Genomic DNA, 13962 nt, shown 5'->3' with positions numbered 1-13962 from the left:
GCGAATAGGGCCGGCTGGACGGGTTGGCTGCATCTTGCGGGCGTTGCATGCGGTTTACCTCCCTGGTCATCGAGCTCATTCGCGCCCGGCCGCGGTTGATCGTCTGGATTGCCGTGCTGCTGCAGGCCACGATGTGGCTGCTGGTGGCGCTGCTGTTCTACCGCAGCCCGCCCGGCAATCTCGCGACCCTGCTGGCCTTTGGCCGCGAATATCAGGTTGGCACTGATCTCGGCCCGCCGCTGTCGCTCTGGCTCGCCGATATCGCCTATCGCGCCGCAGGCGGCCATGTCTTCGGCGTCTACGTCCTTGCCGAGCTCTGCGAGATCGCGACCTTCATCGCGCTGTATCATCTGTCGCGGGCCGTGGTTGGCAGCCAGCAGGCGGTGCTCGCCGTGCTGCTGACCATGACGGTGCTGGCCTTCTCCTCGTCCGCGCTCGACTTCGGCCCCTTGGTCCTCGCCCGGCCGCTCTGGGCGCTGCTGCTGCTGCATTCCTGGCAGATCATCGGCCAGCGTCGCGGCAATGCCTGGTTCGCCTGGTCGATCGAGGCGGGGCTTCTGCTGCTGACCACGCCGGCTGCGATCTTCCTGCTCGCGCTGCTCGTCATCTTCGCGCTCTCGACCGTTGGCGGCCGCCGGACCTTGCGCGCGCTCGATCCGCTGTTCGCACTCGTCGTCGTCGCCGTGCTGGCGCTGCCCTATGCGGTCTGGCTGACGCGCGCCCAAACGCTGGCGCTGCCGGCCCTGCCGCAAACGGCCGACCTCGGCGCCCGTGCGATCCACGCCGCCTGGCTGCTCGGTGGGCTGGTGTTTGGCGCGATCGCGGTACCGGTGCTGAGCTTCCTCAACACACCCCTGTTCGCCGGCAAGAGCGAGGAGGCGCCGATCATCTACCGCCCGCCGGTCGAGCCGCTCGCTCGCAACTTCGTCTATTTCTTTGCACTCGCGCCGGCGCTGGGGGCGGTCCTGATCTCCGGCCTGTTCGGGTTCGAGACTGTCGTCGGCGGCGCCGGCGTCGTGCTGGTCATGTCGGGCCTCGCCATGGTCGTCAAGGCGGGCGATCTCATCGCCATGCGCCGCGCGCGGATGTTGCGCACGGTATGGGCGGCGGCCGTCATCGCCCCTGCCGCCGGCGTCGTGCTGGCCGTGCTGTTTCTGCCCTGGACCGGCACCGGCGAGATCGCGACCTCGATGCCGGCGCACGCGATCTCGGATTTCTTCGACGAGAGCTTTGCCCGCCGCACCAACCATCGCCTGCGCGCGGTCGCCGGCGAGACGCAGCTTGCGAGCCTGATCACGCTGCATTCCGGCCGGCCGCATCTCTTCATCGATGCCAATCCTGCGCGCACACCGTGGATGTCACAGGCAAAATTCAGCGAGAGCGGCGGCGTCGTGGTCTGGCGTGCGTCCGATACTGGCGGCACCCCGCCGCCCGAAATCCTCGCACGCTTCCCGGGCATCGTGCCCGAAGTGCCGCGTGCCTTTGAATGGCTGGTCAATGGCCGTCAGGGATTGCTGCGCATCGGCTGGGCGATCGTACGGCCGAAGGGGGCTTAGCGACAACCGCAGAAATCGTAGGGTGGGCAAAGGCGCAAAGCGCCGTGCCCCCGTCAGGCCCATCCGTTCTCACGATTTAGGTGGTGGGCACGCTTCGCTTTGCCCACCCTACGAGAGCTACGGAAGCTCACGCGCCAGCCAACGCCTTCGCAATCGCCCGCAGATCCTGCCAGGCCAGCCGCTTGTACGACGGCGAGCGCAACAGATAGGCCGGGTGGAAGGTCGGCAGCGCGCGGATGGTGCGTTGGCCGGTGTCGTAATCGAACCAGCGCCCGCGCGTGCGCATGATGCCCTCACGGGTCGAGAGCAGTGTCTGCGTCGAGGGATTGCCGAGCGTCACCAGCACATCCGGGTTCACCAGCTCGATATGGCGCTGGATGAAGGGCAGGCACACTTGCGTCTCCTGCGGTGTCGGCGTGCGATTGCCCGGCGGTCGCCAGGGGATGACGTTGGTGATGTAGGCCGTGCTGCGGTTCAGTCCTATCGCGCCGATCATCAGATCGAGCAGCTTGCCGCTGCGCCCCACGAACGGCAGTCCCTCGATGTCCTCGTCGCGGCCCGGCGCTTCGCCGACGAACATGATGCGCGCCTGCGGATTGCCGTCGGCGAATACCAGCCGCGTCGCGGTGTGTTTTAGCGCGCAGCCTTCGAAGTTTTGCATCAGCTCGCGCAGGGCCTCGAGCGTTGGCGCCGTGCGTGCCGCCTCGCGCGCCGAGGCGATCGCAACGTCGGGCGCCGGTGCGGCCTCGCCGCGCATCACCGCAGGCGCGGCGATGGGCCGCGGCGCTTCGATCGGTGCCGCGCGCGGGGCTGGCGGCGGGGCGTCTAATTCCGCCAGGCGGTCGACCGGTTCCTCTGCGAGCGCGCAATCGACACCGGCCTCCAGATAGAAGGCGAGCAGTTCACGGACGGTGGGTGCGGGCTCGGGGATCATTGGGAAAGTCAGACTATTAGTTCATCTTAAGGCGCCTTGCATCCCAGCGGAACGCATTTCCGTGGTTGTCCTACCCGGAAAAATCGGAAACAAGGGGGCGCAAATGATAAGGAACCGTCTCAAGGGCTGAGATCAGATGAGCATCGAAGAACTTCCCCCGCGCGAATCCATGGAATTCGACGTCGTCATCGTCGGCGCCGGCCCCTCAGGCCTGGCTGCAGCGATCCGGCTGAAGCAGCTCAACGCCGATCTCAACATCGTCATCGTGGAGAAGGGCTCCGAGGTCGGCGCGCATATTCTCTCCGGCGCCGTGATCGACCCGGCCGGGCTCGACAAGCTGATCCCCGACTGGCGCGAGGATTCGGATTGTCCGCTGAAGACGCAGGTGAAGGACGATCGCTTCTACTGGATGACGGCCGGCGGTGCGATCAAGCTGCCGAACTTCATGATGCCGCCGCTGATGGACAATCATCACTGCTATATCGGCTCGCTTGGCAACGTCTGCCGCTGGCTGGCGCGCAAGGCGGAGGCGCTCGGCGTCGAGATCTATCCGGGCTTTGCCGCCGCCGAAGTGCTCTACGACGACAAGGGCGCGGTGAAGGGCATCGCCACGGGCGACATGGGCATCGGCCGCGACGGCAAGCCAAAGGACTCCTTCACCCGCGGCATGGAACTGCTCGGCAAGTACACGCTGTTCGCCGAAGGCGCACGCGGCAGCCTGACCAAGCAGCTCATCAACAAGTTCGCGCTTGATGCCAAGAGTGAGCCGCCGAAATTCGGCATCGGCCTGAAGGAAGTCTGGCAGATCGATCCCGCCAAGCATCAGAAGGGCCTGATCCAGCATTCGTTCGGCTGGCCGCTCGACCTGAAGACCGGCGGCGGCTCCTTCCTCTATCATTACGACGACAATCTCGTCGCGGTCGGCTTCGTCGTGCATCTGAACTACGAAGATCCCTATCTGTCGCCGTTCGACGAATTCCAGCGCTTCAAGACTCATCCCTCGATCCGCGGCACGTTCGAGGGCGCCAAGCGTCTTGCCTATGGCGCGCGTGCCATCACCGAGGGCGGCTATCAGTCGGTGCCGAGGCTGACCTTCCCCGGCGGCGCGCTGGTCGGCTGCGCGGCCGGCTTCGTCAACGTGCCGCGCATCAAGGGCGTGCACAATGCGATGGGCACCGGCATGCTGGCGGCCGAACATGTTGCGGCGGCGCTCGCGGCGGATCGTGCCAATGACGAGGTCGTCGACTACGAGAACGCCTGGCGGTCCTCATCGGTCGGCAAGGACCTGTTCCTGGTCCGCAACGTCAAGCCGCTGTGGTCGAAGTTCGGCACCGTGCTGGGCGTCGCGCTGGGCGGCTTCGACATGTGGTGCAACACGCTGTTCGGCACCTCGCTGTTCGGCACGCAGTCCCATGCCAAGCCCGATCGCGCGACACTCGATCCGGCCAGGCAGCACGCGCCGAAGAACTATCCGAAGCCGGACGGCAAGATCTCGTTCGACAAGCTGTCCTCGGTGTTCCTGTCCAACACCAACCATGAAGAGGACCAGCCGGTCCATCTGAAGGTGGCCGACATGAACCTGCAGAAGACCTCCGAGCACGACGTCTTCGCCGGTCCCTCGAATCGCTATTGTCCGGCCGGCGTCTACGAGTGGGTCGAGGAGGGTTCGGGCCCGCGCTTCCAGATCAATGCCCAGAACTGCGTCCACTGCAAAACCTGCGACGTGAAGGACCCCAACGGCAACATCACCTGGGTTCCCCCGGAGGGCGGCGGCGGCCCGAACTACGAGGCGATGTAAGAGGGACGTCGGATCACAAAGCGTGATCCGGCGCAGGTTAGCCGTGAGGACCCGGCTGCGGCTCCCCGCCGCGGCCACGATAAGGCCATAGTACCGTCGTCTTGGGGCTCTCTTGACGGTCACTTGAACCGTCACTTGGCCGATTTGGGGCGTGCGGAGGGGATCGCCCGGTCCGAATCCTTGCGGTGAGGCGCCAAAAGCGGCATTGTCCCGACCCGACGGTTCCGGGTCACATGTCGCCGGCCGCGTTCGCGCGCGAGACGGCCTTTGCTTCAAACCCAGGCACTACCAACTCAAGGCGAGCCCTGATGTTTTCAAATCGTTTCAACCGCTGGACTGCTGCTGCCATCGTTCTTGCCGGCTCCGCGATCGTGGCGGTCCCCGGCGCGGTGCTGGCGCAGACGCCGGATCATCCGGCCGACACGGCGGCGCAGTTTCCGACCCGAAACGATCTGAAGTCGCTCACCACCGCCGGCAGCTATCTCGCCGCCCGCCACGCCAGCGTCGAGCGCGATGCGACCTCGGCCGCCGCCTTCTATCGCTCTGCGCTGCGGACCGACCCAAAGAACAACGAGCTGCTCGACCGCGCCTTCATCTCCTCGGTCGACGACGGCGACATCGACGAAGCGGTCAAGCTCGCCGAACGGATCCTCACCATCGACAAGACCAATCGCGTCGCGCGCCTCGTGGTCGGCGTGCATGACCTGAAGTTGAAGAAATATCCGAGCGCGCAGAGCAACATCAACCAGTCGATTCGCGGACCGATCACCGATCTCGTCGCGACGCTGCTATCGGGCTGGGCCGCCTATGGTGCAGGCGATGCCAAGGCGGCGGTCGCCACCATCGACAAGCTGGCGGGCCCGGAATGGTATCCGCTGTTCAAGGACCTGCACACCGGCATGATCCTCGAGAACGCCGGCAAGGAAAAGGAGGCGGGCGTCCGCTTCGAGCGCGCCTACAAGCTCGACGATTCCATGCTGCGCGTGACGGAAGCCTATGCGCGCTGGCTGTCGCGCAACAAGGACGCGGCCTCGGCGACCGCGATCTATGAGGCCTTCGACAAGAAGCTCGCCCGTCATCCGCTGATCGTGGAAGGTCTGCGCGAGACCAGGGCCGGCAAGAAGCTGCCGTCGCTGGTCGATTCCGCGCAGGCCGGCGCAGCTGAGGCGCTCTATGGCATAGGTGCCACCCTGACCCGCCGCGGCGGCGAGGATCTGGCCCTGGTCTATCTCCAGCTCGCGCTCTATCTGCAGCCCAGCCACCCGCTGGCCCTGCTCTCGCTCGCCGATCTCTATGAATCGGTGAAGCGGCCGCAGATGGCGATCAAGATCTATGAGCGGGTGCCGTCGTCCTCGCCGCTCAAGCGCAACGCGCAGATCCAGCTCGCCATTGACCTGGATTCCGCCGACCGCAGCGACGAGGCGATCAAGATCCTCAAGGGCGTGACCGCCGAGGACCCCAAGGATCTCGAAGCCATCATGGCGCTCGGCAATCTCCAGCGTGGCCGCAAGAAGTTCGGCGACTGCGGCGCGACCTATTCGCAAGGCATCGACGTGCTGCCGGCAGGCAACGACAAGGCCAACAGCGTCTGGTACTATTATCGCGGCATCTGCGAGGAGCGCTCCAAGCAGTGGGGCAAGGCCGAAGCCGACATGAAGAAGGCGCTCGAGCTGCAGCCTGACCAGCCGCATGTCCTCAACTATCTCGGCTATTCCTGGATCGACCAGGGCGTGAACCTCGACGAAGGCATGAAGATGATCAAGCGTGCCGTCGAGCAGCGTCCCGACGACGGCTACATCGTCGACTCCCTTGGCTGGGCCTATTACCGCATCGGCAACTACGAAGAGGCGGTGAAGAACCTCGAGCGCGCGATCGACCTCAAGCCCGAGGATCCCACCATCAACGACCATCTCGGCGACGCCTATTGGCGCGTCGGCCGCACGCTGGAAGCCAAATTCCAGTGGGCGCATGCCCGCGACCTCAAGCCCGAGCCGGACGATCTGCCGAGGATCGAAGCCAAGATCGCCAACGGCATGACCGAGGACAATTCGAACTCTTCAGCCGCGCAAGCGGACAAGAAGAAAGACGACGGCAAGGGCGGCTAAGCTGCGCATGATCCGGAAAAGTGTACTTGGGGTTTTCCGACCCAGATCATGCGCACAACGAATGATGTGATTGGGGGCGTATCGCCGATGCCGGCGTTGATTGAAGAAGGGCGCGCGAAGGTCAACTTGAGCCTTCGCGTGGTCGGCCGTCGCGCTGACGGCTATCATGATCTCGAAAGCGTGGTTGCGTTTGCGGATTGTGCCGACCGGCTGACTCTGGAGCCGGGCGACGAGCTCACGCTAGCCACCACAGGGCCGCTCGCGGCGGCCTGCGGCGAGACCTCAGACAATCTCGTGTTCAAGGCCGCCAAGCTGCTGGCCGATGCCGTGCCGAATTTGAAGCTCGGCGCCTTCGCGCTCGACAAGGTCTTGCCGGTTGCAGCCGGTATCGGCGGCGGCTCGGCGGATGCCGCGGCGGCGCTGCGCCTGCTCGCGCGTCTCAACAATCTGTCGCTCGACGATCCCCGCCTGCAGGCGGTCGCGCTGGCGACCGGCGCCGATGTGCCGGTGTGCCTGCTCTCGCGCGCCTGCGACATGACCGGCGTCGGCGAGCAGCTGCTGCCGCTGGCGTTGCCCAGCATGCCCTGCGTCATGGTCAATCCGCGCGTGCCGGTTGCGACCAAGGACGTGTTCAAGGAATTGGGACTGCGCAACGGCGAATTGCTGGTCGGGGCCACCTCGGTCCTCGGAGCTCCGGCCTGGCCGGACGAGGGCGGATCAATCTCGGACTGGGTTGAGGTTCTCGAGACAGTCCCCAACGATCTCGAGGCCCCTGCGCTCCGCATCGAGCCTGTCATCGGCGACGTGCTAGACGCTTTGCGCGCTTCCGCTGGCGTCAAGCTGGCTCGCATGTCCGGCTCGGGCGCGACGTGCTTTGCGATCTATGGCGCGGCAGCCGACGCGCATGCCGCCGCAGAGAAGATCCGCAGCGATCACCCCGCTTGGTGGGTGCATGCGGGCACGTTGAGCTAGGGATTTCCTCCGCGACGGTCGGCAGTCTCGTAGGGTGGGCAAAGGCGCGCAAGCGCCGTGCCCACGATCTCTCGCCAATTGCGACAGGTGGTGGGCACGCTGCGCTTTGCCCACCCTACGGCAGCTCGCCAAGCCCAAGAAATTTCCGAATCTCACCCAGCACCTCTTCCGGCTTGTCGTGCTGCAGCCAGTGCCCGGCCCCCGCGATGGTTTCGACGCGCGCCTGCTGGAAGTAGCGCTCCAGGCCCGCCGACCGCGCGCCGGCGAGAAAGCTTTCGCCGGCGTTCAGCAGCAGCGTCGGACAGGCGATGCGCGACCACAGCGCGATGTGATCGTCCGGCCAGAGCCGGTGCGGTGCGCTGGCCCGCTGATAGGGATCGAATTTCCAGCTATAGGTGCCGTCCTCGTTCTGTCGCGCGCCATGCGTTGCGAGATGCAGCGCGAGGTCGCGGGAGAGGCGCTTGTTGTGAAGCACCATCTGCGCGGCCGCGTCCTCGAGCGTCGCATAGCGGCGCGGGGTGCGGTCGTGCAGCCTGTCGAGCTGGCTGACCCATTTGCCAATGCGCTCATGCGTCGGAGCTTTCGGCGAATCCGGCAGCATCGTCACGCCGTCGAGCACGACGAGCTTGTCGACCAGTTCGGGGAACGATCCCGAGAAGATCAGGCTCACCATGCCGCCCATCGAATGGCCGATCAGTGTCACGCGAGGCGCTGCGATGCTGCGGACGAGCTGGACGAGATCGTAGACATATTCGGTCAGCGCGTAGCTGCCGCCTCTGGTCCAGTCGGAATCGCCGTGGCCACGTAAATCGGGCGCGATCACATGGAAGTGCGGATGCAGCGAGCGGGCGATGGCGTCCCAACTCCGGCAATGATCGCGGCCGCCATGAACCAGAATAAGCGTCGGCGCGCCTGCGTTGCCCCAATCGGCATAATGCAGCCGCAGGCCGTGAGATTCGTAGAAGCGGCTTTGCGGGTCGAGCATCGGGTCGCGATCCCCTGGACTGACGGCAGATGTCCTGAACTAGCCTGCTGCCGGGCATTCGACAAGCGATCGCTCACGTTCGCTTCGGAATCGTTCCGTCGCCAGGCATCGGCCGATGCGCCGAGCTCCCGCGCCCGCTAGCCCATGTGGCGGAAGATCGCGCTGGCGTTGACTCCACCAAAGCCAAACCCGTTCGTGATCGCGTGCTGCATCGGTAGCGGACGTGCAGCACCGGCAACGATATCGATCCCTTCCGCGCCCGCATCCGGGTTTTCGAAATTGAGCGTCGGCGGTGCGACCTGGTCGCGCAGGGCAAGCACGGTGAAGATTGCCTCCAGTCCGCCGGCGGCGCCGAGCAGATGGCCGGTGGCCGATTTGGTCGCGCTGACCGCGATGGATTTGTTGCGGCCGAACAGCGCGCCGATGGCACCGAGTTCGCTGTCGTCGCCGGCGGGCGTCGAGGTCGCATGCGCGTTGAGATGCTGCAGATCGCCGGGCGCAAGGTTCGCCTGCCGGAGCGCGATCTCCATGGCGCGGCGGGCGCCGTCGCCGTCCGGCGGACCCGACGTCATGTGATAGGCATCGGCGGTGGTGCCATATCCAACAAGCTCGGCGATCGGCGTCGCGCCGCGCGCCAGCGCATGTTCCAGCTCCTCGATTACCAGGATGCCGGCGCCTTCACCCATGACAAAACCGTCGCGGTCACGATCGAACGGACGCGAGGCGCGTGTGGGCTGGTCGTTGAAGGCGCTCGACAGCGCGCGAGCCGCCGCAAAGCCGCCGAGGCTGACGATATCGATGCAGGCTTCGGCGCCGCCGCAGATCGCGACATCGGCATCGCCCGCGCGGATCATGCGCGCTGCGTCGCCGATCGCCTGCACGCCGGCGGCACACGCCGTGACGGGCGTGCCCAGCGCGCCCTTGTAGCCGTATTTGATCGAAACGTGGCCGGCGGCAAGGTTGGCAAGGAAGGAGGGGATCGTGAACGGCGACAGCCGGCGCGGGCCGCGTTGCTCGGTGATGCGCACCGCTTCCGCCATCGCGGGAAAACCGCCGACTCCAGAGCCGATGATCGTTGCGGTCCGCTGCAGCGACGCCACATCCTGCGGCGCCCATTTGGCCTGCGCGACCGCTTCCGCGGCGGCGAGTAGCGCGAACAGGATGAAGCGATCCATCTTGCGCTGGTCCTTTGGCGCAGCGGCCTTCGCCGGATCGAAGCCGCCTTCGGGGTCATCGGCCTTGTCGGGCACGAGCCCGGCAATGCGCGCGGGCAATGCCTGCGACCATTGCGGCAGCGGGCGCAGCCCGCTTTGCCCCGCGAGCAGCCGGCGCCAGGATATCTCGACACCACAGCCAAGCGGCGACACCGCCCCCATTCCCGTCACGACGATACGAGGCATGTCAGTCTCCAGCCGGCGCGAGGTCCGGATTCATGGCTTTGAGCGAGGTAAGCCGCCGCCGCATCAGGCGGCTCGCGGCAGGACCCGCGATCACCACGGCATTGGCGAGCGTGATCGGCTGCCGATCGGTCGCATCGACCACGACCGGATCGAGCGGCCGACGATCGTCGCGGGTCGCCAGCAGGATGGATTCGCCCTTCGGCGCGAGATGCTTGTTGCCCCAGGCGAGCAGCGTCGCGATCACGGGAAAGAAATCCCGTGCCTTATCGGTGAGCACATATTCGTAACGTGGCGGCCGCTCCTGGTAGCGACGACGGACGAACATGCCGGTCTTGGTGAGATGGGCGAGGCGCCGCGACAGGATGTTCGGCGCAATGGAGAGATTGCGCTCGAACTCGTCGAACCGGCTCGAGCCCTGCAAGGCATCGCGCAGGATCAGGATGCTCCACCATTCGCCAACCGTCTCCACGGCGCGGCCGACCGGGCATTCCTGGAGGGAAGGGGATTTGGGCTGCATGGCGAGGAAGGTAGGGGAGTGACTTGCAAAATGCAAGTTACCGGTGAGATTAAGACTGCCAGTTATGTGGTGGGCGTTTGCTAGTCAATTGCGTGCCCCGGACGCGGCAACGCGAAGGGCGTTGCTGCGCGTCCGGGACACGAAAGTTGAGCGACGGCCGCGCGCCATACTCGGTCATTGCGAGCGCAGCGAAGCAATCCAGGCTCTTTCCGTGGAGGGATTCTGGATTGCTTCGCTGCGCTCGCAATGATGTGGAGAGAGCGATGCCAACAAATCTTTCCCGTCACCCTGAGGCGCGAGCGCAGCGAGCCTCGAAGGGCGAACGGCCAGGATGCATCTCGGCCGTGCATCCTTCGAGGCTCTCCATGGGACGCGTTGCGTCCCATGGAGAGCACCTCAGGGTGACGGAATTGATAGCGGAGGCGGAACGCGCGTCGCGCCTAATGCGACCGTGCCAAACAGAACGCCACCACCTGCTCCAGCGCGCTCTTCATCGGCGACGACGGGAACAGCGCGAGTGCGTCCACCGCCATGGCGCCGTAGTGCTGGGCGCGGCTCAGCGTGTCCTCGAGCGCGCGGTGCTTGTTCATCAGGCCGATGGCGTGATCGAGGTCGGAATCACTGATCTCGCCGCGCTCGAGCGCCTTGATCCAGAAAGCGCGCTCGGTGTCGTTGCCGCGGCGGAAGGCGAGCACGACGGGCAGGGTGATCTTGCCCTCGCGGAAATCGTCGCCGGTGTTCTTGCCGAGCTTGGCGCTCTTGCCGCCATAGTCGAGCACGTCGTCGACGAGCTGGAAGGCGATGCCGAGATTCATGCCGACCGAGCGGCAGGCGGTCTGCTCCGCCTTCGGGCGGTTGGCGATCACGGGGCCGACCTCGCAGGCCGCGGCGAACAGCTCGGCGGTCTTGCCGCGGATCACGGCGAGATATTCGTCCTCGGTGGTCGCGGTGTTCTTGGCGGCCGCAAGCTGCATCACCTCGCCCTCGGCGATGGTGGCCGCGGCAGCAGACAGGATGTCGAGCGCGCGCAGCGAACCGACCTCGACCATCATCCGGAAGGCCTGGCCGAGCAGAAAGTCGCCGACCAAGACGCTTGCCTCATTGCCCCAGAGCATGCGCGCCGACAGCTTGCCGCGGCGCATCTCGCTCTCGTCGACCACGTCGTCGTGGAGCAGCGTGGCGGTGTGCATGAACTCGACAGAGGCAGCGAGCTTGATGTGGCCGTCGCCGGTGTAGCCGGCGAGGTTAGCCATGGCGAGCGTCAGCATCGGCCGCAGCCGCTTGCCGCCGGAGGAGATCAGGTGGTTGGCGACTTCCGGGATCATGGTCACGTCAGATCCGGTCCGCGACAGGATGGTGGCGTTGACGCGCTCCATGTCAGGGGCGACAAGGGCAACCAGCTCTTCGATCGACGCGCCGGGGGTTTCGAAAGGTACGATGACGGCCACGCCGGTCTCCAATATTTGCCCCGGAAGGGCTATTCTGATGGAAAGACAATAGAAACTGGACGGGGATGCGGCAAGGCCTGTGGAACCATTGACATTTGCCGCTTTGACCCCTTTCAGCCCAGGAGGCTCGTCTTGCGTGAACTGGTTCGGACCAACGATATCGTGCTGGTGTCGGCGATCGGCGCGCTGCTCGACGGCGCCAACATCCATCATCTGGTGCTGGACCAGAACATGAGCATCATAGAGGGCTCGCTTGGCGTCCTGCCCAGGCGGATCCTGGTCCATGAGGACGATGCCAGCGAGGCCCGGCAATTGCTGACCGACGCCGGCCTCAGCCACGAACTGCGCGGCGATGATTGACGTCGTCACAGATCTCACCGAGGACGCCTTTCTCGGCGGCCAGCTGCTGCTCAAGCAGAAGCGGACCGGCCACCGGGCAGGGCATGATGCCGTTCTGCTCGCGGCTGCGACGGGGGCCCGGGAAGGCGACCGTGTGGTCGATCTCGGTGCCGGCATCGGTACGGCTGGCCTCGCGCTGGCCCGGCGCGTTGGCGGCATCGATCTTTGCCTCGTCGAGATCGATCCGGAACTCGCCGCGCTCGCGCGCGCCAATGCGGCCGCGAACGAGATTGCCGCTGAGGTGATCGTGCTCGACGTCACTGCTGACGCGCAGGCGTTTGCAGCACATGGGCTCACGCCTGACAGCGCCGATTGCGTGTTGATGAACCCGCCCTTCAACGATCCCGCGCGGCACCGCGGCTCGCCGGACCAGGCGCGTCACACGGCGCATGTCGCGACCGACGAGACGCTGCATGCCTGGGTGCATGCGGCGCGGCGTATCCTTCGATCGAACGGTGTGCTCACCCTGATCTGGCGCGCTGACGGAATCGCAGATGCCTTGGCAGCGCTGTCACGCGGTTTCGGCAGCCTGTCGATCCTGCCGGTTCATGGCGAAGCGGGACGTCCTGCGATCCGCGTCCTGGTGCGCGCAGTCAAGGGCGGCCGAGCGCCGACGCGATTGCTGCCGGGCCTCATGCTCAATGATGAGTCACGCGTGCCTAAAAAAGAGGTGCGGAATATTCTGGAAGGGAGAGCGGTCCTGCCGCTGGTGGAGCCGTGACGGCTTACTGGGGAAGCGATTCCGACTGCTGTTCCGGCTGGGACGTAAAGCGAATCGCCGTAAAGAGCGCGCCCATCAGCATCAACAGCAGATAAATCTTCATGTCGTTCCCTCCGCTGCCTCATTGCAGCTTCCCAACCGGGATTCTGCAAAACACGTTCCAGGCACTAGCAATGACAGTCACGTGATAAATAAAGGTTAACCAGAGGTGACGGCATGGCCGAACAATTGAACGATCCCGAGAATTCCGGCCTGGCCGACAAGCTCTTGCAATATCTGCCGGCGCGCTTCCGCCCCGGTGCTGCGGTCGTGCCGGTGGTGCGGCTGTCAGGTGTCATCGGCGCGGTGACGCCGCTGCGTCCGGGCATGACGCTGGCGGGCGTCGCCCGGGTGCTGGAGCGGGCGTTTTCATACCGGAACGCCAAGGCGGTCGCGCTTGTGATCAATTCGCCCGGCGGCTCGCCGGTGCAGTCGCGCCAGATCTATCTGCGCATCAAGCAGCTCGCGGCGGAGAAGAAACTGCCAGTGCTGGTGTTCGTCGAGGACGTCGCGGCTTCCGGCGGCTACATGATCGCCTGCGCCGGCGACGAGATCTTCTGTGATCCGTCCTCGATCCTGGGATCGATCGGCGTGGTCGGCGGCAGCTTTGGTTTTCAGGAGGCGATCAAGCGGCTCGGCATCGAGCGGCGTCTCTATACGGCCGGCGCCCACAAGGCGATGCTCGATCCATTTCTCCCCGAAAACCCTGATGACGTCGCCAAGCTGAAGGCACTCCAGCGCGAGATCCACCAGATCTTCATCGCACTGGTGAAGGAGAGCCGTGGCACCAGACTCAAGGGCGCGGACGACACCCTGTTCACCGGTGAGTACTGGGCCGGCGAGACGTCGATCGCGCTCGGGCTCGCTGACGGCATTGGCGATATCCGCTCAACTCTTCGTGCCCGCTATGGCGAGAAGGTTCTCACCCCCGTGATCGCGCAGCCGACCGGACTTCTGTCCGGCCTGTTGGGGCGGAAATCGCCCGGCGCGGGCCAGCTTTCGGCCATGGAATCAATGGCCGGGCTGCCGGACGAGCTGATCTCGGCGGTCGAGACCCGGGCGATTTGGGCGAAATTCGGGTTCTAGGT

General features: G+C 65.5%; 12 protein-coding genes. 7 read left to right on the top strand and 5 right to left on the bottom strand.

Features of this window, described 5'->3' with window-relative positions:
• Positions 1-47: 47 nt before the first annotated feature.
• On the top strand, positions 48-1556 hold the full coding sequence (locus XH80_RS17815) for a glycosyltransferase family 39 protein (protein WP_271599686.1): 1509 nt from the start codon (positions 48-50) through the stop codon (positions 1554-1556).
• Positions 1557-1683: 127 nt separating this feature from the next.
• Here XH80_RS17815 and XH80_RS17810 read toward each other — a convergent pair whose 3' ends face one another.
• Positions 1684-2490, bottom strand: coding sequence for a uracil-DNA glycosylase (locus tag XH80_RS17810; RefSeq protein ID WP_271599685.1), 807 nt, complete (start codon positions 2488-2490; stop codon positions 1684-1686).
• A gap of 136 nt (positions 2491-2626) precedes the next feature.
• On the opposite strand from XH80_RS17810, the gene XH80_RS17805 reads away from it, so the two are divergent.
• The 3 genes from XH80_RS17805 (at position 2627) to XH80_RS17795 (ending at position 7365) form a co-directional block, all read left to right on the top strand.
• A complete protein-coding gene (locus XH80_RS17805) occupies positions 2627-4288 on the top strand; it encodes an electron transfer flavoprotein-ubiquinone oxidoreductase (RefSeq protein WP_271599684.1) in 1662 nt (553 codons plus the stop codon).
• Positions 4289-4596: 308 nt separating this feature from the next.
• Entirely contained in the window at positions 4597-6393 is a 1797-nt protein-coding gene (locus XH80_RS17800) for a tetratricopeptide repeat protein (protein WP_271599683.1), read from the top strand.
• A gap of 87 nt (positions 6394-6480) precedes the next feature.
• Positions 6481-7365: a 4-(cytidine 5'-diphospho)-2-C-methyl-D-erythritol kinase gene (locus tag XH80_RS17795; RefSeq protein ID WP_271599682.1), complete on the top strand. Its 885-nt coding sequence runs from the start codon at positions 6481-6483 to the stop codon at positions 7363-7365.
• 115 nt (positions 7366-7480) lie between these two features.
• On the opposite strand, the gene XH80_RS17790 is transcribed toward XH80_RS17795, so the two are convergent.
• From XH80_RS17790 to XH80_RS17775, 4 genes are all read right to left on the bottom strand, one after another.
• Entirely contained in the window at positions 7481-8350 is an 870-nt protein-coding gene (locus tag XH80_RS17790; RefSeq protein WP_271599681.1) for an alpha/beta fold hydrolase, read from the bottom strand.
• 137 nt (positions 8351-8487) lie between these two features.
• Entirely contained in the window at positions 8488-9750 is a 1263-nt protein-coding gene (gene fabF / locus XH80_RS17785) for a beta-ketoacyl-ACP synthase II (protein WP_271599680.1), read from the bottom strand.
• A gap of 1 nt (position 9751) precedes the next feature.
• Entirely contained in the window at positions 9752-10267 is a 516-nt protein-coding gene (locus XH80_RS17780) for a winged helix-turn-helix transcriptional regulator (RefSeq protein WP_271599679.1), read from the bottom strand.
• A gap of 440 nt (positions 10268-10707) precedes the next feature.
• The gene (locus XH80_RS17775) at positions 10708-11715 is read right to left on the bottom strand and encodes a polyprenyl synthetase family protein (protein ID WP_220000532.1); all 1008 of its coding nucleotides are present in this window, start codon (positions 11713-11715) and stop codon (positions 10708-10710) included.
• A gap of 132 nt (positions 11716-11847) precedes the next feature.
• Between XH80_RS17775 and XH80_RS17770 the strand changes: the two genes are divergently transcribed.
• The 3 genes from XH80_RS17770 to XH80_RS17760 all read left to right on the top strand — a co-directional run bounded on the left by XH80_RS17770 (position 11848) and on the right by XH80_RS17760 (position 13960).
• Complete coding sequence (locus XH80_RS17770; RefSeq protein WP_057757173.1) at positions 11848-12075, top strand: putative signal transducing protein; 228 nt, start codon at positions 11848-11850, stop codon at positions 12073-12075.
• The gene (locus tag XH80_RS17765) at positions 12068-12835 is read left to right on the top strand and encodes a tRNA1(Val) (adenine(37)-N6)-methyltransferase (protein ID WP_271599678.1); all 768 of its coding nucleotides are present in this window, start codon (positions 12068-12070) and stop codon (positions 12833-12835) included. Before XH80_RS17770 ends, XH80_RS17765 begins: the two co-directional genes overlap by 8 nt.
• A gap of 216 nt (positions 12836-13051) precedes the next feature.
• Positions 13052-13960 carry a S49 family peptidase gene (locus tag XH80_RS17760; RefSeq protein ID WP_057757177.1) on the top strand — a complete coding sequence of 303 codons (909 nt, stop codon included), beginning with the start codon at positions 13052-13054 and terminating at the stop codon, positions 13958-13960.
• The last annotated feature ends 2 nt before the right edge of the window (positions 13961-13962 follow it).

The sequence above is a fragment of the Bradyrhizobium sp. CCBAU 45384 genome, assembly GCF_028128665.1.
Lineage (GTDB): Bacteria > Pseudomonadota > Alphaproteobacteria > Rhizobiales > Xanthobacteraceae > Bradyrhizobium > Bradyrhizobium manausense.
Note: the sequence above shows the minus strand (reverse complement) of the source record. Positions and strands in the feature narration are given on the sequence as shown.

Bases quoted from the DNA above. Each gene is read 5' to 3' on its own strand.
- fabF (WP_271599680.1), bottom strand. From the start codon at position 9,750: ATGCCTCGTATCGTCGTGACGGGAATGGGGGCGGTGTCGCCGCTTGGC.
- XH80_RS17805 (WP_271599684.1), top strand. From the start codon at position 2,627: ATGAGCATCGAAGAACTTCCCCCGCGCGAATCCATGGAATTCGACGTC.
- XH80_RS17800 (WP_271599683.1), top strand. From the start codon at position 4,597: ATGTTTTCAAATCGTTTCAACCGCTGGACTGCTGCTGCCATCGTTCTT.
- XH80_RS17790 (WP_271599681.1), bottom strand. From the start codon at position 8,350: ATGCTCGACCCGCAAAGCCGCTTCTACGAATCTCACGGCCTGCGGCTG.
- XH80_RS17765 (WP_271599678.1), top strand. From the start codon at position 12,068: ATGATTGACGTCGTCACAGATCTCACCGAGGACGCCTTTCTCGGCGGC.
- XH80_RS17780 (WP_271599679.1), bottom strand. From the start codon at position 10,267: ATGCAGCCCAAATCCCCTTCCCTCCAGGAATGCCCGGTCGGCCGCGCC.
- XH80_RS17815 (WP_271599686.1), top strand. From the start codon at position 48: ATGCGGTTTACCTCCCTGGTCATCGAGCTCATTCGCGCCCGGCCGCGG.
- XH80_RS17810 (WP_271599685.1), bottom strand. From the start codon at position 2,490: ATGATCCCCGAGCCCGCACCCACCGTCCGTGAACTGCTCGCCTTCTAT.
- XH80_RS17795 (WP_271599682.1), top strand. From the start codon at position 6,481: ATGCCGGCGTTGATTGAAGAAGGGCGCGCGAAGGTCAACTTGAGCCTT.
- XH80_RS17760 (WP_057757177.1), top strand. From the start codon at position 13,052: ATGGCCGAACAATTGAACGATCCCGAGAATTCCGGCCTGGCCGACAAG.